Below are 18805 nucleotides of genomic sequence, written 5' to 3'. Positions count from 1 at the left end.
TCCTCCTACGTGCGCAGCAGGCAAAGTTCCGCAAGGCTCACTGCCCGCGGCTGAACGACGCTGAGCAGCGCGATGCGTCGCCGGCTCGGCGCCAGAGCGCGGATCCACCGCAAGCCCGGCCGCAAACCGGCAAACACGGCCATCACGACAACGCCGATCACAAGCGCCAGGCAGCTGACGAGCAGGCCGCCCGATCCCGGCGCGTCCGGAACCGCGACGAGAAGGACCGCTGCTACCCCTGCGGCCGTCGGGGCACCCGGGTCCGTGGAAATCCTGGTGCCGATGCCTGCCTGCGCCTGGTCGTGAACCATGCCTGCTGCGGCCAGTACGTCGTTGTCGTGCACGACGCCGCCCGCGCACACGTGGCCGGCGGACACGGTCGCGTCCATGGTGCTACTGCATTGCATGCCGTGCGCGAGGACGAGACCGGCGAAGACGGCAATCACGGCAACGAGCCGCGCGAGATCTCCTCGCGCGGTTCGTGCAAGCCGGGTCGCTGCCGCCACGCGAGTCAGCGTACTGGAGGCAGCTCAGCGACGGAGTGGTCATCGGCCCGCGGTTGCTCGGTCTGCACGGTTCGCACTGGTCAGTGAGCAGGTGTGCCCGCCACGGTGGTCTCTGCGGGCGCATCGGGGTCGGTTTCGAGGATCCAGCAGACCACCGACGAGTCGTGATCGGTCGGCGGACTCTGTTGCGCATGGGCGAGCAGGGAGTCCAGATGCTCCTCGAGCGTGACCAGTTCGGCGATCTGCGCCCGGACCTGGTCCAGCCTTGCGGTGAGCACGCCGCGGACGTGGCCACAGGGCGCTTCGCCGCGGTCATGGACGGCAAGGATCTGCCGGATCTCTCGCAGCGACAGCCCGGCGGCCTGTGCGCGGCGGATGAAACTCAGCCGGTCGATGAACTCAGGGCCGTAGTCGCGGTAGCCGCTCGGCGTCCGCGTGGGCTCGGGCAGCACCCCGGACTGCTCGTAGAACCGGATCGTCTTGGATGTCGTGCCGCTGGCGGCGGCCAGTTCGCCGATCTTCATCACGCCTCCCTTGACCTTCCATCGTACTGGAAGGTTCATGCTGGGGGTATCAGCAGTCACCATCGGACGTACTGGCAGGCAACCATGACATCGACGCCGCGCAACGACAGCGCTCTGACGACGGCCCCGCGGCAGATCGAACTCGCGATCGGCGGGATGACCTGCGCGTCGTGCGCGGCGCGGATCGAGCGCAAGCTCAACAAGCTCGAGGGCGTGGCCGCCACCGTCAACTACGCCACCGAGAAGGCTCGGGTCGAGTTCCCGCCCGGACTGCAGCCCGAGGACCTGGTGCGGGTGGTCGAGGACACCGGCTACACCGCGACCCTGCCCGCAATCGCCCAACACGCCGACGGCGAGGCGCCCACGAGCGAGGACGGGTACGACGAGCACACCCGTTCGCTGCGGCAACGGATGGTGATCTCGCTCGTGCTGGCGGTGCCGGTGATCGCGCTGGCAATGGTGCCGCCGTTGCAGTTCACCAACTGGCAGTGGCTGTCGCTCACCCTCGCCGTTCCTGTCGTGGTGTGGGGCGCCTGGCCGTTCCACCGCGCCACCTGGGCCAACGCCCGGCACGGCACGGCGACGATGGACACGCTGATCTCTGTCGGTGTGGGCGCGGCGTTCCTGTGGTCGCTGTACGCGCTGTTCTTCGGCACCGCTGGCGAGCCCGGGATGCGGCACACGTTCAGCCTCAGCGTCGAACGCTCGGCCGCCGCCGGCAACATCTACCTCGAGGTGGCCACCGGTCTGACCGCGGCCATCCTGTCCGGGAGATTCTTCGAGGCCCGCTCGAAGCGCCGTGCCGGCGCCGCACTGAGGGCGCTGCTGGAACTCGGCGCCAAGGACGTCGCCGTACTGCGCGACGGTCGCGAGCAGCGGATCCCGGTAGAGGAGCTGGCCGTGGGCGACCTGTTCGTCGTCCGCCCGGGCGAGAAGATCGCCACCGACGGCGTCATCGAACAGGGAACATCCGCCATCGACGCCAGCATGCTCACCGGCGAACCGGTCCCGGTCGAGGTCGAGGCAGGCGACGCGGTAGCCGGCGCCTGCGTCAACGCCGGCGGCCGGCTGATAGTGCGCGCCACCCGGATCGGCTCCGACACCCAGCTGGCCCAGATGGCCCAGCTGGTCGAGGAGGCCCAGAGCGGCAAGGCCGAGATCCAGCGCCTGGCCGACCGGGTCTCGGCCGTATTCGTGCCGATCGTCATCGTGCTGGCCGTGGTGACACTCGGGTTCTGGCTGGGAGCAGGCGCCGGGGCGGCCGCTGCCTTCAGCTCAGCCGTAGCGGTGCTCATCATCGCCTGCCCCTGCGGGCTCGGCCTCGCAACCCCGACAGCGCTACTGGTCGGCACCGGCCGCGGCGCCCAGCTCGGCATCCTGATCAAGGGCCCGGAAGTGCTGGAGTCCACCCGCCGGGTCGACACCGTCGTACTGGACAAGACCGGCACCGTCACCACCGGCAAGATGAGCCTGATCAGCGTGCACCCCAGTCAGGGCATCGACGAGACCGAGGTGCTGCGCGTCGCCGGCGCCCTTGAGCACGCCTCCGAACACCCCATCGCGAAGGCCATCGCGACCACCGCCCAGGACCGCGTCGGCGAGCTCCCTCCCGTCGAGCACTTCGCAAATCTCGAAGGCCTCGGGGTACAGGGGACGGTCGAAGGCCACGCGGTGCTGGTCGGGCGCACGACGCTGCTGAACAATGCGGATCTCCCTCTGCCAGAAGAGCTGCAGCTCGCCACCAAGGAAGCCGAGTCGCAAGGCCGGACCGTCGTCGGTGTGGCCTGGGACGGCCGCTCCCGCGGCGTGCTCGTGGTCGCCGACACGGTCAAATCCAGCTCGGCCGAGGCGATCCGGGGGCTGCGGTCGCTCGGGCTGCGGCCCGTACTGCTCACCGGCGACAACGAAACGGCCGCGCGTGCGGTGGCCGCCGAGGTCGGCATCGACGAGGTGTACGCCGAGGTGCTGCCAAAAGACAAGGTCGACGTGGTCAAGCGGCTGCAGGACGAGGGTCGAGTGGTGGCGATGGTCGGCGATGGCGTCAACGACGCCGCCGCGCTCGCGCAGGCCGACCTCGGACTGGCGATGGGCACCGGTACCGACGTGGCCATCGAGGCCAGCGACCTCACCCTGGTCCGTGGCGATCTGCGCGCCGCGGTCGACGCGATCCGGCTCGCGCGGCGCACGCTGCACACCATCAAGGGCAATCTGTTCTGGGCGTTCGCCTACAACATCGCCGCATTGCCCCTGGCTGCGCTGGGCCTGCTCAACCCGCTCATCGCCGGAGCGGCAATGGCCTTCTCCAGCGTCTTCGTCGTCTCCAACAGCCTGCGCCTGCGCCGCTTCCGCAGCGAACCCTAAAACGGAATGCCAGCTATGGAACGGAGCTGTACAGAAATGATGGACATGATGAACGGCGGCATGGCGGCCTGGATGCTTGTCTGGATCCTCCTCGCCATTGGCCTGCTGGCGCTCGGAGTCGGCCTACTGGTACGACGCGGACTCGAACCCGCGAAGAACCATCAGCAGTCTGCGCCAGCGAGCACAGCACACGACGCGCCCCTGGAACTCTTGCGCCACCGCTACGCCGCCGGCGAGATCGACGAGGACGAGTACCTGATCCGCCGATCGGGCCTGTCCCAATAGTGAGGAACCACCCCACCACGAACTGGGATGCCTGAATGACAAGCGGCGGCACCAGCCTGGGCCTGGGGCAACATTTCGGCTGCCTTCGCCAGCCAAGCTGATGGGTGCCCAAGTTGGATGATGTCGCCGATGCCCGGCCCTCCCTCCGCGGACTGCTGCGCCAACCGTCGTACCGGCGGCTGTGGGCCGCGCGGACCGTGTCGCAGTGGGGCGATGCGTTCAACACCGTGGCGCTGGCGCTCCTGGTCTACTCACTGACCGGGTCCGCCCTCGGAGTATCGGGCATCGTGGTCGCCGAGATCATCCCCGTGTTGCTGCTGGCGCCATTCGCCGGCGCCTTGGCGGACCGGCTGCCACGGGTGCGGGTGATGATCAGCGCCGACCTGGCCCGCGCCGCGCTCGCGTTCGCGTTGGCGTTGCCGTTCGTGGACAGCTCGGTCGCAGCCGTGTACGCGGTGGCGGTGGGCCTGTCCGCCGGAGCGGTCTTCTTCAACCCCGCAGCCCAATCCGTCCTTCCGGCGATCGTGCGGGAACGCGACCTGGTCGCGGCCAACAGCGGGCTGTGGACGGCGGCGGTGGTCTCCCAGGTCGCCTTGGCGCCGCTGGCCGGCGTGGTGGTCGCCGCATCTGGGTATCGCTGGGCGTTCTGGATCAACGCCGCCAGCTATCTGATTTCGGCGGCAATCCTGCACCGACTGGTAGTGCCGACGGTCCCAAGAGAGGGCGATAGGCGGTCGTCGTGGCCCGCCGACCTGCGCGAGGGCATCGCCGTCCTGACCCGAGACCGCCTGCTGCGGGCACTCGCGACAGGGCAGTTCCTCGCCGCGCTGTCGGCCGGCGCCACCGGAGCCCTGCTCGTCGTCCTCGCCCGCGAACACCTCCAACTCGGTGCCAGTGACTACGGGCTGATGCTCGGCGCCATCGGCCTCGGCGCCGCCACCGGACCTCTCCTGTTGACCAGGCTCACCGACAACCCGCGGCAACCCGGGTACGTCTTCGGACCCTTTGTTCTACGTGCCGCCGTCGACGCCGTGCTCGCCACAGTCACCGGACTCGTCTCCTCGCTGGCCGCCCTCATCGCCTACGGGATCGGCACCTCCACCGGCGCAGTCACCTTCAACTCCCTGCTCCAAGCCGAGACACCCGAACGGCTCCGCGGCCGGATCTTCGCCAGCTTCGACATGCTCTGGCAGACCGGGCGACTCCTGTCCCTGCTCCTCGGTGGGCTACTCGCCGACACCCTCGGCATCCGCGCCGTCTACTACCTCGGCGCCGGGCTACTCCTCGCCGCAGCCGCCGTCGGCTGGTCCGGGATCCGCGCCAACCGCCATAGGTGAGGCGAAGGTGGCCTTGTTATCGGGCGCGGTACCGAGCTTGTGGCTGCGGGACCGCACCAGCCGTTCATGCCTGTCGCTGTCAGTGGCCGCTGCGCCGCCCGCCGCCGAAGGCTCAGAGTCGTTGCCGGCTTCGTTGACGGGCCAGCAAGATCGCGACCACTACGGCGAAGGCCGCGGCGATCCCGATCGAGATCTGGGCGTTGGCGTTGAGCTTCATCTGTTACGTACCTCGCGACTTGTTCGGATGTGCGCCGGCGTTGGGACCAGGTCACGGATCGCCTCGAAGGTGACGTAGGCGGCCAGTACGAAGAATGTGCCCGAGATCGCCTTCAGCGCGGGGCGTTGCCGTGCGGTCGATCCACCGCGCAGCTGCCAGATGACGACGGAGGCGGCGAAGACCTCGATCGCCGAGTCGATGCCGAATCCGACCAGGGCGATGGAGCCGGACGCGAGCCCGGCGGTGACGGCCACGGCGCCCTCGATGACGTCCCACACGACGATGAGCCACGCCAGCTGCAGGCCGCGCCGGGTCAGTGCGGCCCGGTCGGTGCTCACCACGGGTTCAATAGTCGTGGCTCGTCGGCGGCCTTGCCGGAGTCCGCACCAGGTTCCGGCGCTGATGGTTTGGCTGGACGCTGGTCGCGGAAGGTGGTGAGGGTGAAGATGAGCAGGCCGACGACGGGGAAGGTGTCGGCCAGGTTGAAGGTGGGCCACCAGCCGGTATGGAGGTAGTCGGTGACGACACCGTCCGGCAGCCGGTCGATCACATTGGCCGCTGCGCCACCGATCACAGCACCACCGGCCAGCCGCTGCACCCAGCCGGCACCAGGCGCGTGCCGCCAGCCATACACGATCATCGCGACGGTGACCGCTGCGGTGAACGCCACCACAACCCAGGACGGCAGCGCGTCACCGAGCCCGAACGCGACCCCGTCGTTGAACAACAGCCGCAGCTGCAGCACCCCGAGATCGACCGACGCGTCGCCCAGGCGGGTTTCGGCGAGGGCCTTCGCGGCCAGGTCCACTCCTGCGAACCCGGCCGCGGTCAACAACAGCCCGCGGCGACGGCCGGCTCCGACGCTGCTCATCAGGCACCGGCCGTGGCGGTGGCTGGCGCGGTCGCAGGCTGGGACGCCGGGGCGGGAGGCAGGGGCCGGGCGCGGCCGGCGCGGACGCCGTTGCCGATGACGATGATCTCGGCGAGCTCGTGCACCAGTACTACCGCGGCCAGACCCAGCACACCGAACGCGGCCAGCGGGATCAGTACGGTGATCAGACCCAGGGACAACCCGACGTTTTGCAGCATGATCGTCCTGGAACGGCGCGCGTGGTTCATCGTGTGCGGCAGGTGCCGCAGGTCTTCACCCATCAGCGCGACGTCGGCCGTCTCGATCGCGACATCGGTGCCCATGGCACCCATTGCGATCCCGACGTCTGCGGTCGCCAGTGCAGGGGCGTCGTTGACGCCGTCACCGACCATCGCGGTCGGTGACTTCTCCCGCAGCCGGGTGATGATGGCTGACTTGTCCTCGGGAAGCAGGTCGGCGTACACGTCGGTGATGCCGGCCTGGGCGGCGAGCGCGGACGCGGTGCGCTGATTGTCACCGGTCAGCATCGCCACGGTGTAGCCGTCGGCGCGCAGCCGGGCGACCACCTCGACCGCTTCGGGTCGCAGGTCGTCGCGAACCGCGACCGCACCGATCAGCTGGCCGTCGTGCTCGACCAGGACCGCGGTGGCACCGGCCTCCTGCATCCCGGTCACCCGATCGGCCAGGTCACCTGCCTCGATCCAGCCCGGACGACCCAGGCGGGCCGGGCGGCCGTTGACGGTGCCGCTCAGACCGGCGCCGGTGATCGCCTCGACACCGGTCGCGGAACTGTGGCCGTCGACGGCGGCCAGGATGGCCCGGGCGAGGGGGTGCTCGCTTTGCGATTCCAGCGCGGCGGCGATGTCGAGTACCTCGTCGCGGGTGTGCCCGTCGGTGGTGGCGACGTCGACCACGGTCGGCTGGTTGCGGGTCAGGGTGCCGGTCTTGTCCAGCGCGACTGCGCGGATCCGGCCCAGTGCTTCGAGCGCGGCGCCGCCCTTGACCAGGGCGCCGATGCGGCTGGCCGCGCCGATCGCGGCGACGACGGTGACCGGCACCGCGATCGCCAAGGCACACGGCGACGCGGCGACCAGGACAACAAGAGCACGCTCGATCCAGACGCGCGGATCGTCCAGCAGGCTGCCGGCGATGGCGATCGCGGCGGCCAGGATCATGATGCCGGGCACCAGTGGTTTCGCGATCCGGTCGGCCAGCCGCTGGGCGTTGCCCTTGCGGGACTGTTCGGCCTCGACGATCTTCACGATCCTTGCGAGGGAGTTGTCCTGGGCGGTGGTGGTGACCTCGATCTCGAGAACACCGGTTCCGTTGATCGACCCCGCATACACCGCATCACCGGGGCTGCTCTCGACCGGCAGCGATTCACCGGTCAGCGCCGACACGTCCAGCGCGGACCGGCCGGTGCGGATCACGCCGTCGGTCGCGACCCGCTCACCAGGACGCACCAACAGCAGGTCCCCGACCCGCAGCTGAGCGGGCTCGACGGTGACCTGCCGACCGTCGCGCAGCACGGTGGCCTCGGTCGGCACCAGCGACAGCAGCGCCCGCAGTCCGCGGCGGGTCCGCGCGACGGCGTACTCCTCCAGGCCCTCGCTGATCGAGTAGAGGAACGCCAGCATCGCGGCCTCGGCGACCTCGCCCAGAATCACCGCGCCCACGGCGGCGATCGTCATCAGCGTCCCGACGCCGATCTTGCCCTTGACCAGCCGCTTCAAAGTGCCCGGAACGAAGGTCCACGCGCCCAGCAGCAACGCCACCGAGTTCAGGGCGGTGACCACCGACCCGGCCGCGCCTTGCAGGTCGGCGATCCAGGCGGCCAGCAAGAAAACGCCCGCGGCGGCGGCGAGACGCAGTTCGCTGACCTCCCACAGCCGTTCCGGTTCGTGCTCTTCCAGTTCCTCGCCGCGGGGCTCGTCGTCCCCGCAGCCGCAGGCGTCCGTCACTTCGCGCCGCGCTTCTGTGCGGCAGGCGCCACGTCGAGCGAGGAGTCAGTGTCGGTGTCGCAGCCGTAATTGGGGCACAGCGCGACCGCATCACCGGTCAGCGCGAGCAGCTGCTCCGCGGCGGCGAGCAGGTCCATCAACTCGGGGTGGGCCAGCGAGTAGAACATCTGTCGTCCCTCGGGCCGGGCAACGACCAGGCCGCAGTCGCGCAGGCAGGCCAGGTGTCCCGACACTGTGCCCTGGGCCAGTCCGAGGGTGTTGGTCAGGTCGACCACGCGCCGCTCGCCTCCGGCCAGCTGCGCCACGATCGCCAGCCGGGTCCGATCCGCCAACCCATGGAACAAGGCGGCCCCGCGCAAGAGGTCGGCCGCCGACGGAGTATCCACCGCTATCATCGCCATACGCCGATGATAGCGGCCCGAATCGGTTGGCGTCGAGCCGACTCTGGTGACGCGCTGTAGCGCGCCAACTGCAGCAGGTCTTCCTAGACTTGAGCTGCTCGGTTGGGCGGTCCGGCTGTGGTCGTGTACGTCGTTCAGGAGGTCAGCCGAGTGTCTGTCGATGCGAATGCTCCTACGGATCGGTACGACCGTGCGGCGGCTGCGGCAGTGCTGGCCGCCGTCGCCGGTCCCGGTTTGTTCGGTTCGGGTGTCGACGAGCGATTCCTGGGCGGTCCTCGGCGGATCGACCCTGAGCTGGTGCCGATGGTCAGCGAGCCCGGCAGTCATCTGAACGCGGCGCAGCTGGACTATCTGCGTTCACGGATGCGGCCCTGCGGGCCCGAGATGGTGACGAGTGCCACCCACCGCGTGAGGTGGCATGACAGCGATGGCATCGTGAATGTGGCGCACTGCGGTCCGAGCGACCTTGGACCGGTGGTGCTAGTGGTGGCCCGGGAGACGACCTTGGCGTTGTGGCGGGCGTTGGCCGCTGACAAGCGCCTGGTGGCTGGGGTGGCTGCGGTCAGCACTGAGGGCCGTGTGGCGATGACGTCGACAACCACGGATCGGGAGCCGGTGGAGATTCTCCGGGTGGGGCTCGACACCACGGCACGTGCTCTGGTGCAGCACGCCTGGCTGGCTGACCAGACGCCGTACCGCGACGCCGCGGTTTTCGCTCGTGGGCTGCGGGATTCCGGGATCTTCGCGATGGTTGCGAACACCTGGTTCTGGGGTTTGCAGTCGTCCACGTTTCGTCGCGGCATGATCCCGGCCTCGTTGATGAGCCACGCCGACAGCACGGTCCGCTACACCAGCGACTCTGCCGCGATGTTGAGGGCGATGAAGGACGCCGCGATCTCTGACGCGAAGGCTGTGATGCGTCGCGCCACGGCCGAGGAAGGTCTGTCGATCGAGCAAGCGCTGCGTAAGTACGACCGCGAACTTGGCGTGATCTCGAAGCAGTACGCGCTGTTACCGACAGGGGAGCATCCGCGCTGCCTCGCCAACATGACGGCCGTAGTCGACGGGCGGCGGTTCACTGTCTTGCCCGGCGTGGTCGACACCTTCGTCGAGACCTTCGTTCGTTTGCTCGAGCTGGTGGAAGTAGTTGGCGCCCCGGATCAACGAGAGGAAACCGGTATGGACACGACAGACCAGGTCTTCGAGGTGCCCGATATGACGTGCTCGCACTGCACGAACACCACCACTGCTGTGCTCGAGTCACACGGCATCGTCGTGAACGGCATAGATCTGGACACGAAGCAGGTGGTGGCCGCTTTCCCCAACGCCGAAGTCCGCGACCAGTGCTTCGAGGCCATCCGTGGCCGCGGCTACACCGTGATTCCGCCCGACGGCTGCTAAGCCGCCCAGAGCACATGCTGTGCGTGATGTTCGTACTTCGTTAAAACTCCTGGTCAGGTCGGGGACCTGCCAGGAAGTGTGCTTGACTCCACCGGTCGACAGCGTCTCGATCGCGTCAGATGGGCGGAGCTTCAGTGGCTGAAGGACGGCACAGGCAGGCGCAGCACCGTCAACCGCGCCCGAAGGTGATCCGCCCCAGCATTGTGAAGGTTGCTGTCCCGGGTGCGGCGGTGGCTCTGATGGCCACTGGTTCGGCGGTCGCCTTCATCGACCTGGCTCCCTCGGCGACGGATGCGGTTGCCGCCAGCTCGCCCCTGCAGTTGAAGCGTGAGGCGCCGACGAGCCGCGATGCTCTCCGCCCCCCACCGGACATCACCACCCAGGCGCAGAAGGCTTCGCCGGTCGCGAAGCACCTGAAGAAGCAAGCTCCGATTCCCAAGCCCGCCGGGGCGAAGATCAGGGCGGCCGACGGCGTAAAGAACCTTCCGCCGGCGAAGATCGCGGGCAGCAAGTACACCACCACCGATGTGAACGTCTGGTCCGCGGCCGCTGGTACCGGCAGCCTGCTGACTGTTCTGGAGAAAGGCAGCAAGGTCGCAGTCACGGGCGAGGTCGATGGCGTCTGGGCCCAGATCGTCCGCGATGGCGTGGTCCGCTGGGTCAAGGCGCAGTACCTGTCCGCCACCAAGCCGGTGGCCGGTGGTATCTCCCAGGAAGCCTGCAAGTCGGGGTCCTCGGTCGAGAACGGCCTCACAGCCGATGCTGTCCGTGTCCACCGGGCGATCTGCAACAAGTTCCCCAACATCACCTCCTACGGTGGTCTGCGCTCGGGCGACTCCGGCAGCGAGCACTCCAGCGGCCGAGGGCTGGATGTGATGGTCAGCGGTTCCGAAGGCCAAAGAGTTGCCGACTGGCTGCGCGCCAACCGCAAGAAGCTCGGCATCAGCGAACTGATCTACAGCCGGCAGATCTGGACGGTCCAGCGCAGTAGCGATGGCTGGCGCTCGATGGAGGACCGCGGCGGCGCCACGGCCAACCACGAGGATCACGTCCACGTCTCCGTGTACGGCAACTCCGGCACCGCCTGAGCAGCGATTCGACGTACGGACGAAAGCAAACGGCCGCGATCCCTTCTGTGCCGGTGATCGCCGCGCCGCTCTAGGTGTGCTCAATCGTTGAGTCCAAGTCTCTGATGAAGTCGCCGCAGCGGGGCGGGAGCCCACCAGTTGGCCTGGCCGGCCAGTCGCATGACCGCGGGCACGAGAAGACTGCGGATGATGGTCGCGTCGAGTATGACCGCGAGGGTGAGGCCGACGCCGATCACCTTCAGAGCAGTCAGGTTGGACGCCGCCAGAGCGAGGAGACGCCCAGGCGCCCGCCCGGCCCAGCGGCCAGTCAATTGCTGATCCGGCCGACCGCTGGGACGAAGCGGCCGACCTGGGCCGCGTAGCGGCTGTAGGCGTCGCCATGAACCTTTGACAGGTACGGTTCCTCAACCACGCGGACCTGCAGCTGAATGGCGATGATCAACGCAGCCACCCCCACGAGGCCGACCGCGTTCGATGCCATCAGCGCCAGTCCGGAGGCGGTGAGGATCATGGCAGTGAAGACAGGGTTGCGTACCCACGCGAACGCGCCGGAGGTCACCAGTCCGGTTCGTTCGGCGGCGTCGACACCGACACGCCACGATGCGCCCATGGCGACCTGGCTGGCGCTCGTGGCCCCCATCCCAGCTAGGGCAACAACCAGGCCGGTGAGCTGTACCCATTGGGCGTTGAGGCCCGGTACCGGCTCGAGGCCGAGCAGTGCCGCGATAGGGGCACACAGCCCGGTGAGAATCGCTAGCGCGAACAGAACCCCGGCCAACCATGGCGCGGAGCCAGGCCGGCCGGACAGGCCGCGGAAGCCGGTGTCGCCGGTACGGCGCCGCTGCATGATCGAGCGGACGCCGAAGGCGATGGTGAACCATCCGACGTACAGCACCAGTGCGGTGACAGCCACTTTGCAGTCCTTCCTTGCCTCAGGTGCCTCAGGTGTGGGTGGGGTGTTCATGGTCGGTGTGGCCGACGGGTTCGAGTTGGAAGGTGGAGTGTTCGACGTCGAAGTGGCCGGCTAGGCAGGTTTGCAGCTTGTCGAGGAGCTGGGGTGCGTGGCCGTCGTGGAAGCAGTCGGGGTCGACGACGACATGTGCGGTGAGGACTGGCAGGCCGGAGGTGACGGTGTAGACGTGCAGGTCGTGGACGTCTTGGATGTGATCGAGTTCGAGGATGTGTTCACGGATATTGTCCAGGTCGACGTCATCTGGTGCGGCCTCGAGCAGGATGTTGGCGGCCTCGCGGAGCAGTTTGAGGGCGCGGGGAATGATGATCGCACCGATGAGCAGGGACACGATGGCGTCGGCGCGGGTGAACCCGGTCAGCGCGATCACCAATGCGGCGACCAGGACGCCTACCGAGGTGGCGGAGTCGGTGGCGACTTCCAGGAAGGCGCCGCGCATGTTGAGGCTGGCGGTCCGGGCGCGGTAGAGCAGCGCGACGCCGATCAGATTGCCGATCAGGCCGATGGCGCCGAAGATCGCCATGCCGCCGGCTTCGATCTCGCCAGGCTCGATCAGGCGGCGGATGCCCTGAATCAGGATGTAGCCGCCCATGCCCGTCAGGATCAGGCCGTTGATCGCGGCCGCGAGGATCTCGGCCCGGGCCCAGCCGAAGGTGCGGCGTCCGGCGGCTGGCCGGGCCGCGAGCAGGGTGGCGCCGAGTGCCATGGCGACGCCGCCGGAGTCAGCCAGGACATGGCCTGCATCGGCGAGTAGTGCGAGGCTGCCGGTGATGACGGCGCCGAAGATCTGGACGGCCGCGATGGTCAGTGAGATCGCGAGTGTGCCGGCGAGGATGCCGCGGTGCTGGCCGGTGGCAGTCGCATGCCCGTGTCCGTGGCCTGCGCTCATCGGGCTGTCTCCGTGTGGTGTTCGGGGTGGATGGCGTCGGTGTGTTCGGTGTGGGCCACCGCGAGATCGACGAGCATGCGGACGTGGGCGTCGTCGAGGCGGTAGTAGGCCATCCGCCCGTCGCGCCGTACCGACACGACCCGGTGAGCGCGCAGCAGCCGCAAGGCGTGCGAGGTGGCCGACTCCGTCATGCCGGTGACCGCGGCGAGGTCGCAGACACACAGTTCGCCGTCGAGCAGCGCAACCAGGAGCTTCAATCGACGAGGGTCGCCGAGGAGCCCGAACACGTCCGCGGTGTCGACGACGTCGTCTTCGGATGGCATGCGCGCATTGACCGCTGCGACCCGGTCCGGGTCGACCAGCCGGAGATTGCAACTATCAAAAGCCGCAATCTTATGCACATCTGAAGAACTGTTCATATGTCTACCGTAGGGCCTGAGGCCAGCCTTGTCGAGCCGGCGTTTGGATCGGGTGGGTCATAGCGGTGGTTGCCAGTTGGCGATCAGGACTTGGAGCCGGGCGATCAGCTGACCCCAGATGCCGGTCACCTGGAGAAGTCCGACGGCGATCAGCAGTACGCCCCCAAGGCGCATGACGGTCTGGGCGTGCCGACGGGCGGCTGCATAGGCGCGGAAGGCGTGCTGGATGCCGAGCGCGGCCAGAATGAAGGGAATGCCGAGGCCGAGGCTGTAGGCGAACGACAGCAGGGCGCCGCGCTGGGCGCCGCCGGTGCTGACCGACAAGGTGAGTACGGCGGCCAGGGTCGGCCCGATGCACGGTGTCCAGCCGATGCCGAACAGCACTCCGAGCAGGGGTGCACCGGCGAGGCCAGCCCTGGGCCGGTAGCGGGGGCGCAGGGTCCAGCCGGTGAACGGGATCCGGGACAGTGTGCCGGCGAAGATCAGCCCGAGCACGATGGTGACGGCGCCGAGGATCCGGATGACGGTGTCCTGGTGGGTCAGCAGAGTTGTACCGGCAGCACCGAAAGCGGCTCCGTAGCTGGTGAAGACCGCGGCGAAACCGAGGACGAACAAGACGGTACCTGCCACGGTGCGTCCCTTGGCGGGGGCCTGGGTCGCCTCCACGGTGCGGGTTGTGATGGTGGCGGGCTCGGCCGGTGAAGCGGGGGAGTTGGTGGCGGCGTCGGCGCCAGCGCTGCCCGTGACGTAGGCGAGGTAGCCGGGCAGCAACGGCAGGCAGCAAGGGCTGAGGAACGACACCAGCCCGGCGGCCGCTGCTATCGGGAGGGCCAGCAGCAGCGGACCGGAGATGATGAGGTCGCCGGGACTGGCCGCAGCGATCATCGTTGCCCGCTCGGCTTGGTACCGAGAGATGTGGCGGCTGTTTCGGCTTGGAGGTCAGCGATGAGCCCGGTCAGGGTGGTGTAGTCGATCCGGCCGATGACGCGGGCGGCGATCGCGCCAGAGCGGTCGACCACGACGGTGCTGGGCACCGCACTGAACGGCACGATGCCGTTGAACCCGAGCAAGACCTGCCCATCCCGGTCGATGATGCTCGGATACGGCATCTTGAACGCCTTGACGAACGCGCGGGCAGCGGCGAGGTTGTCGCGGGTGTCGATACCGACGAAGGCGACACCCTGCCCGCTGGTCTCGGTGGCGGCTTTGACGAGCTCGGGGGTTTCGGCGCGGCAGGGGTTGCACCACGATCCCCAGACGTTGATGACGACGATCTTTCCGCTCAGCTCGGTCAGATCGAGTTGGCTGCCGGTGAGGGTTTCGCCGCGAACGACCGGCGGCGCGGGCCGTTCACCGGGTGGGTATCGCGTCAGGCCGGTGGGGTTGTCGCCGGTCTGCTGCCCGGCACGCGACTCCGGGGAGGTCTCGAAGACGCCGCCGGCCCACAGCCCGATCAGGACGATCGCCGTGACTGTGGCCGCGGCGACGATCAGCCGTCGACGGCGTGGGACTCCCGGTGGACGGCCGGTTTCGAATGAGGGAGTGGCAGGTTGGGTCATGGCAGCGTTCTCCAGTAGGACCAGAATTGCTCCGTGATCAAGGTCAGGATGAGCACGGCCCAGGCCGTGAGGACGATTGCGTGGTAGGGGGTTGCCGCAGCCGCGCCGCGCTGGGCGATCCGCGGCAGGTGCAGGTCTGGCCGGTTGAGGTTGTGCAAGGTGACGTACCAGAAGATCGGGATGGTCACCGCCCACACGGCCATGCAGTAGGGACACAGCGCCTGGATCCGGTACAGGCTCTGGAAGATCAGCCAGTGCACGAACACGACACCGAAGAGGGCGCCGGCCTGCAGGCCGAGCCAGAACCAGCGGTGGAACCCGGCGCCGGCCAGCAGGGCCGCGCCGATGGTGGCGACGATGGCAAACCCGGCGATGCCGAGCAGCGGGTTAGGGAACCCGAACGCCTCGGCCTGGGGTTTGGTCATCACCGACCCGCACGACAGCACCGGGTTGATGCTGCAGGACGGGACGTAGGCCGGATCGCGCAGGATGGCGATCTTCTCCACCGTCAGCACCGCCGCCGCGAGCAGGCCGATGGCGCCGCCGATCAGCAGCAGCCAAGGCAGCAGCCGCGGGAACGGCCCAGCCGCGGCTGAGGGCTGGGCGCTGGATCGTTCCGTCTGGGTTGGGGACTTACTTGAGGGCGGCATCGATGCTCGCCGTCAGGTCTTGCAGCGACTCGGGCTGGATCTTCTGGCCGTTGAGGAAGAACGTCGGGGTTCCGCTCACGCCGAGCGCTTCACCGTCGGCGACGTCTCGCTTGATGCGCTCCAGGGTCGCGGGGTCGTTGTAGGCCTTGTCCCAGGCGGCGAGGTTCAGACCCAGGTCTTTGGCGAAGCCACGGAACCGGTCGTCGGCGGGGACCTTCTTCTCGCCCCACTCGGTCTGGGTTTCGTACATCTTCTGGTACATCTGCTCGAATTTGCCCTGCTGGGAGGCGGCCTCGACGGCGCGGGCGGCGCGTTCGGCGTTGAAGTGCGACGGGATCGGGAAGTACCGCACGACGAAGGTGACCTTGCCGGCGTAGTCCTTGCGCAGTTGTTCGATCGCGGGGAACGCGGCGCGGCAGGACTCGCATTCGAAGTCGAGGAACTCGACGAAGGTGGCCTTGCCGTCGGGTGCGACGTTGAGTTTGTGGCTGTCGGGCCGCACCAGACGTTCATGCCGGTCGACATCGGCTGATGCTCCGGCCGCCGGGGCCGGGTCGGGATCGTTGCCTGCGGCATTGACTGCCAGCAGGATCGCGACCACGAGGGCGAAGGCTGCCGCGATCCCGATGGAGATCCGGGCATTGGTGTTGAGCTTCATCTATCTACCTCGTAACTGATCGGTTCTGGTTTTGGTAAGCAGGTCAGGCGGAGAACAGCAGCAGGAGACCTCCGACGGTGTAGGCGACCATGACCACTAGCAGTGGGATCTGCCCGACGAGTGCTCGCCCGCGGGGGAACAGGGCAACGGCCCGGTCGTGTGCAGACACCACGCCCAGCAGGTGACCGGCGACCACGGCGCCGACCTGCACCGTCGACACGGCCGTGGAGTGGTTGGTGATGCCGGCGTTCACTCCGAGCAGGCCGGTGCCGAAAACGTTCCAGCCGTTGCTGAGCGGATCGCTCAGCAAGATCAACGTGCGCTGCCCTTCTAGTACCAGCAGGGTGAAGTAGTGCGCGATGACGTAACCGAGCACGATCGGCACCACCGAGTGCGCGAACAGGCCAGGTAGCGCGGTACGGGAGCTGTCCGACAGTCGCCCGGCCAGCACGGTCGCGGCCGAGTACGTGATCAGTACGAACAGCACGAAAGCTGCCAGCGCGAGTGTGCCGAGCAACGCCTCGGAGTACCCGGTGTTCTGTGCCCAGGTGATCCAGTAGCTCGATCGGGAGAATCCGTCGTAGGCCGTCGACCCGAGCAGCGCCGCGACCAGACCGACCAGCCCAGGCCTCGGGGTGAGGCTGTCGAGGTTTTCCAACGGTCGCCGGACGACGATCGCACCGTCGCTGCGGCGGCCCCACGGTGACAGCTTGGCCATCAAGGTCGCGTAGGCCTCGAACGGGTCCGCGGCGGCGAACCACCGCTGACCGAACAGCAACGCACCGAACAGGCCGAACACCACATACAACGATAGCCACGCCTGCAACACCGTGAGCGTCGCCCGGTCCGGGGCGACCAGTTCCAGCCAGGCGAACGCGAAGATCCCTGCCGCTGCCGGCCACAACCCGACGCGCGGAGACAGTTGCAGTAGTCCTACGTCCGGGTTGTGCCGCAACACGCGGCAGGCAAGCAGGTGCAGCGTGCGTAGTGGGTTCAGTGTCCGCCACACCGGGCCGAGCAGCAGCGACAACGGCACCAGACCGACCCAGACCAAGATGTAGACGAACCCGAAGATCGGGTTCGTCAGCCGGTCAGCCCCGGCCAGTAGCGCCATCCCTGTATAGAAGAACACCGCCAATCCGAACAGCCGCACCGTCCACCGTAGCCACGCAGAATCCAGCGCCGCGGTCACAGGCGGAGGCAGCGTCCTGCCCGAGGCGGCACCGCGGTACTTCGGTGAGCGCCACGCCAGGCCCAGGATGACGAACGACAACGCGATCGCCACCGCCGCGCCGGTGACCGCGAATTCCAGCGGTACCGGTAGGTCCTGGCGGCCGCCGATCCCATGCAGCGGAAGCACGGCCGGGATGCTCTGGGCGGTCACGACACCTGCAGCTTGAACACGAGCTTGCCGCTCTCATGGCTCTCGACCTCGAAGGTGCCCTTGGCATCGGTCTTGAATTCCAGGGACGCCGGCTTGCCCGGCTTCAGCTCAACGGTCTTGTCATAGCCGTGTACGTGCAGCGATTCGGCGACATCGCTGACGCCATTGATGCGGACGGTCTGGCCGCTGTTGGCCTTGATCACGGTCTTTCCGCCGGCCGAAATCTTCCCGCCGGCGATCGAGACGTCCACCGTCACGTCGGCCGTACTCGCCGGGGTACTCGAGGCCGGCTTCGACGGCGGCGATGGTGGAGCCGTCGGGGTGGACGGGACGGCCGTCGGCGTGGCACTAGGGGTGTTGGAGGTGACGGGCGTGGACGTGGCGTCGCCGCCGGCCGGTGTGTCGTCGCTGCCGCACCCGCTCAAGGCCAGCGTGCCGACCGCGGCGAGGACGGTGACAGCAAGACCACCGGTTCTGGGGAGGTTTCTCACGGACTTTCCCTTCGGACATTCACAAACTGGTAGCAGGATGCGGGGCTACACCAAGCGGTGATGCTCCACGCACCATCGCGGAGGACGACATTTCTGAAGGACGGCTGGGTCAGGACCCGGTCAGCTTCGCCAAAGCCAACTTCAGCGTTGTGAGTTCACGCGCATGCGTGGTGCTCACTGTCGCGGCTAGCGCCTTCACCGACGGGTTGCGGCCAGTTCTCTGTTCGTCGCTTGCGAGAGCGAGGACGCCTCGGTGGTGCGTGATCACCGTCGACAGCCACTGGCGGTCGAACAGGGTCGCGCTCACCTCGGCCAGATTCGCCAGCTGCGGTGCCGGAATCATTCCTGGCCGGTTGTGCGGGTCGCCTTCATCCCACTGCGCCCGACCGGGCACCGGTTGGTCCCAGCCGCGCAACCACTTCGCCATCGCCAGCGACTGCTCCTTGCGCCCGCTGAGAATCGCCGCCGCCTGCTGGCGTATCTCGGCGCTGCCTGAACGCCTAGAGGCCAATTCCACGAGCATCACCATCTGCTGATGGTGCTGCAGCAACTGGGTGACGAACGCGATGTCGCGGGCAGTGTGCGCTCCCGGCGGAGCGCTAGGCGAGACCGATGGCTGCGGGATAGCCGGGCTGGCTGACCTCGCCGTCGCCGGTACTGGAGACGGCGCCGGTGTTGCGGCCTCGCCGGTACAGCCAGACAGCAGCAGTACGGCTGCCACGGTCACCGCGTGGGTGGCCTTGGACAGTGGCATGCGGCCATCAGCGCGGATCATGAGGACAGTCCCTCTCGAAGCCTCAGCCGATGCGACACCGCGACCGGCACAGCCGGAG

Annotated in this window: 22 protein-coding genes; 5 read left to right on the top strand and 17 right to left on the bottom strand. The window is 68.0% G+C overall.

Annotated elements, in window-relative coordinates; genetic code table 11:
• Positions 1 to 5: 5 nt before the first annotated feature.
• A complete protein-coding gene (locus tag A3ES_RS0125450) occupies positions 6 to 506 on the bottom strand; it encodes a hypothetical protein (RefSeq protein WP_157630744.1) in 501 nt (166 codons plus the stop codon).
• An 80-nt stretch (positions 507 to 586) separates the two neighbouring features.
• Complete coding sequence (locus A3ES_RS0125445) at positions 587 to 1030, bottom strand: heavy metal-responsive transcriptional regulator (RefSeq protein WP_026163184.1); 444 nt, start codon at positions 1028 to 1030, stop codon at positions 587 to 589.
• A gap of 84 nt (positions 1031 to 1114) precedes the next feature.
• Between A3ES_RS0125445 and A3ES_RS0125440 the strand changes: the two genes are divergently transcribed.
• From A3ES_RS0125440 to A3ES_RS0125430, 3 genes are all read left to right on the top strand, one after another.
• Positions 1115 to 3391, top strand: coding sequence for a heavy metal translocating P-type ATPase (locus tag A3ES_RS0125440; RefSeq protein ID WP_020389665.1), 2277 nt, complete (start codon positions 1115 to 1117; stop codon positions 3389 to 3391).
• A 36-nt stretch (positions 3392 to 3427) separates the two neighbouring features.
• Entirely contained in the window at positions 3428 to 3676 is a 249-nt protein-coding gene (locus A3ES_RS0125435; protein WP_020389664.1) for an SHOCT domain-containing protein, read from the top strand.
• Positions 3677 to 3780: 104 nt separating this feature from the next.
• On the top strand, positions 3781 to 5013 hold the full coding sequence (locus A3ES_RS0125430) for an MFS transporter (protein ID WP_020389663.1): 1233 nt from the start codon (positions 3781 to 3783) through the stop codon (positions 5011 to 5013).
• Positions 5014 to 5226: 213 nt separating this feature from the next.
• Here A3ES_RS0125430 and A3ES_RS48370 read toward each other — a convergent pair whose 3' ends face one another.
• The 4 genes from A3ES_RS48370 to A3ES_RS0125405 are packed head-to-tail and all read right to left on the bottom strand — an operon-like array spanning position 5227 to position 8463.
• Entirely contained in the window at positions 5227 to 5568 is a 342-nt protein-coding gene (locus tag A3ES_RS48370) for a hypothetical protein (protein ID WP_020389661.1), read from the bottom strand.
• Complete coding sequence (locus A3ES_RS0125415; RefSeq protein ID WP_020389660.1) at positions 5565 to 6101, bottom strand: signal peptidase II; 537 nt, start codon at positions 6099 to 6101, stop codon at positions 5565 to 5567. Before A3ES_RS0125415 ends, A3ES_RS48370 begins: the two co-directional genes overlap by 4 nt.
• Positions 6101 to 8062, bottom strand: a complete 1962-nt coding sequence (locus tag A3ES_RS0125410; RefSeq protein ID WP_020389659.1) for a heavy metal translocating P-type ATPase — start codon at positions 8060 to 8062, stop codon at positions 6101 to 6103. Before A3ES_RS0125410 ends, A3ES_RS0125415 begins: the two co-directional genes overlap by 1 nt.
• Entirely contained in the window at positions 8059 to 8463 is a 405-nt protein-coding gene (locus A3ES_RS0125405; protein WP_051084804.1) for an ArsR/SmtB family transcription factor, read from the bottom strand. Before A3ES_RS0125405 ends, A3ES_RS0125410 begins: the two co-directional genes overlap by 4 nt.
• Before the next feature lie 150 nt (positions 8464 to 8613).
• Between A3ES_RS0125405 and A3ES_RS48365 the strand changes: the two genes are divergently transcribed.
• Complete coding sequence (locus A3ES_RS48365) at positions 8614 to 9864, top strand: heavy-metal-associated domain-containing protein (RefSeq protein ID WP_157630743.1); 1251 nt, start codon at positions 8614 to 8616, stop codon at positions 9862 to 9864.
• A gap of 239 nt (positions 9865 to 10103) precedes the next feature.
• Positions 10104 to 10952: a VldE C-terminal domain-containing protein gene (locus tag A3ES_RS0125395; RefSeq protein WP_083933681.1), complete on the top strand. Its 849-nt coding sequence runs from the start codon at positions 10104 to 10106 to the stop codon at positions 10950 to 10952.
• Between the two features lie 80 nt (positions 10953 to 11032).
• Here the strand turns inward: A3ES_RS0125395 and A3ES_RS0125390 are convergent, their stop codons facing one another.
• The 11 genes from A3ES_RS0125390 to A3ES_RS0125340 all read right to left on the bottom strand — a co-directional run bounded on the left by A3ES_RS0125390 (position 11033) and on the right by A3ES_RS0125340 (position 18747).
• On the bottom strand, positions 11033 to 11263 hold the full coding sequence (locus A3ES_RS0125390; RefSeq protein ID WP_020389655.1) for an MMPL family transporter: 231 nt from the start codon (positions 11261 to 11263) through the stop codon (positions 11033 to 11035).
• A complete protein-coding gene (locus A3ES_RS0125385) occupies positions 11260 to 11865 on the bottom strand; it encodes a methyltransferase family protein (RefSeq protein WP_020389654.1) in 606 nt (201 codons plus the stop codon). Before A3ES_RS0125385 ends, A3ES_RS0125390 begins: the two co-directional genes overlap by 4 nt.
• 28 nt (positions 11866 to 11893) lie before the next feature.
• A complete protein-coding gene (locus tag A3ES_RS0125380; RefSeq protein WP_020389653.1) occupies positions 11894 to 12811 on the bottom strand; it encodes a cation diffusion facilitator family transporter in 918 nt (305 codons plus the stop codon).
• The gene (locus tag A3ES_RS0125375; RefSeq protein WP_020389652.1) at positions 12808 to 13134 is read right to left on the bottom strand and encodes an ArsR/SmtB family transcription factor; all 327 of its coding nucleotides are present in this window, start codon (positions 13132 to 13134) and stop codon (positions 12808 to 12810) included. The genes A3ES_RS0125380 and A3ES_RS0125375 overlap by 4 nt, the downstream gene beginning before the upstream one ends.
• Before the next feature lie 153 nt (positions 13135 to 13287).
• Positions 13288 to 14115 (bottom strand): cytochrome c biogenesis CcdA family protein, encoded by an 828-nt coding sequence (locus A3ES_RS0125370; RefSeq protein ID WP_020389651.1) that lies wholly within the window; start codon positions 14113 to 14115, stop codon positions 13288 to 13290.
• Complete coding sequence (locus A3ES_RS48360; protein WP_020389650.1) at positions 14112 to 14789, bottom strand: TlpA family protein disulfide reductase; 678 nt, start codon at positions 14787 to 14789, stop codon at positions 14112 to 14114. Before A3ES_RS48360 ends, A3ES_RS0125370 begins: the two co-directional genes overlap by 4 nt.
• Entirely contained in the window at positions 14786 to 15439 is a 654-nt protein-coding gene (locus A3ES_RS0125360) for a vitamin K epoxide reductase family protein (RefSeq protein WP_020389649.1), read from the bottom strand. The genes A3ES_RS48360 and A3ES_RS0125360 overlap by 4 nt, the downstream gene beginning before the upstream one ends.
• A complete protein-coding gene (locus tag A3ES_RS0125355; RefSeq protein ID WP_020389648.1) occupies positions 15423 to 16097 on the bottom strand; it encodes a DsbA family protein in 675 nt (224 codons plus the stop codon). The genes A3ES_RS0125360 and A3ES_RS0125355 overlap by 17 nt, the downstream gene beginning before the upstream one ends.
• 43 nt (positions 16098 to 16140) lie before the next feature.
• Positions 16141 to 17481, bottom strand: a complete 1341-nt coding sequence (locus A3ES_RS0125350; RefSeq protein WP_020389647.1) for a hypothetical protein — start codon at positions 17479 to 17481, stop codon at positions 16141 to 16143.
• Positions 17478 to 17972, bottom strand: a complete 495-nt coding sequence (locus A3ES_RS0125345; RefSeq protein ID WP_020389646.1) for a cupredoxin domain-containing protein — start codon at positions 17970 to 17972, stop codon at positions 17478 to 17480. Before A3ES_RS0125345 ends, A3ES_RS0125350 begins: the two co-directional genes overlap by 4 nt.
• Before the next feature lie 109 nt (positions 17973 to 18081).
• On the bottom strand, positions 18082 to 18747 hold the full coding sequence (locus A3ES_RS0125340; RefSeq protein WP_040455445.1) for a DUF305 domain-containing protein: 666 nt from the start codon (positions 18745 to 18747) through the stop codon (positions 18082 to 18084).
• Positions 18748 to 18805: the final 58 nt, after the last annotated feature.

The sequence above is a fragment of the Kribbella catacumbae DSM 19601 genome, assembly GCF_000372465.1.
GTDB lineage: Bacteria > Actinomycetota > Actinomycetes > Propionibacteriales > Kribbellaceae > Kribbella > Kribbella catacumbae.
This window is presented reverse-complemented; position numbering and strand designations above follow the sequence as displayed.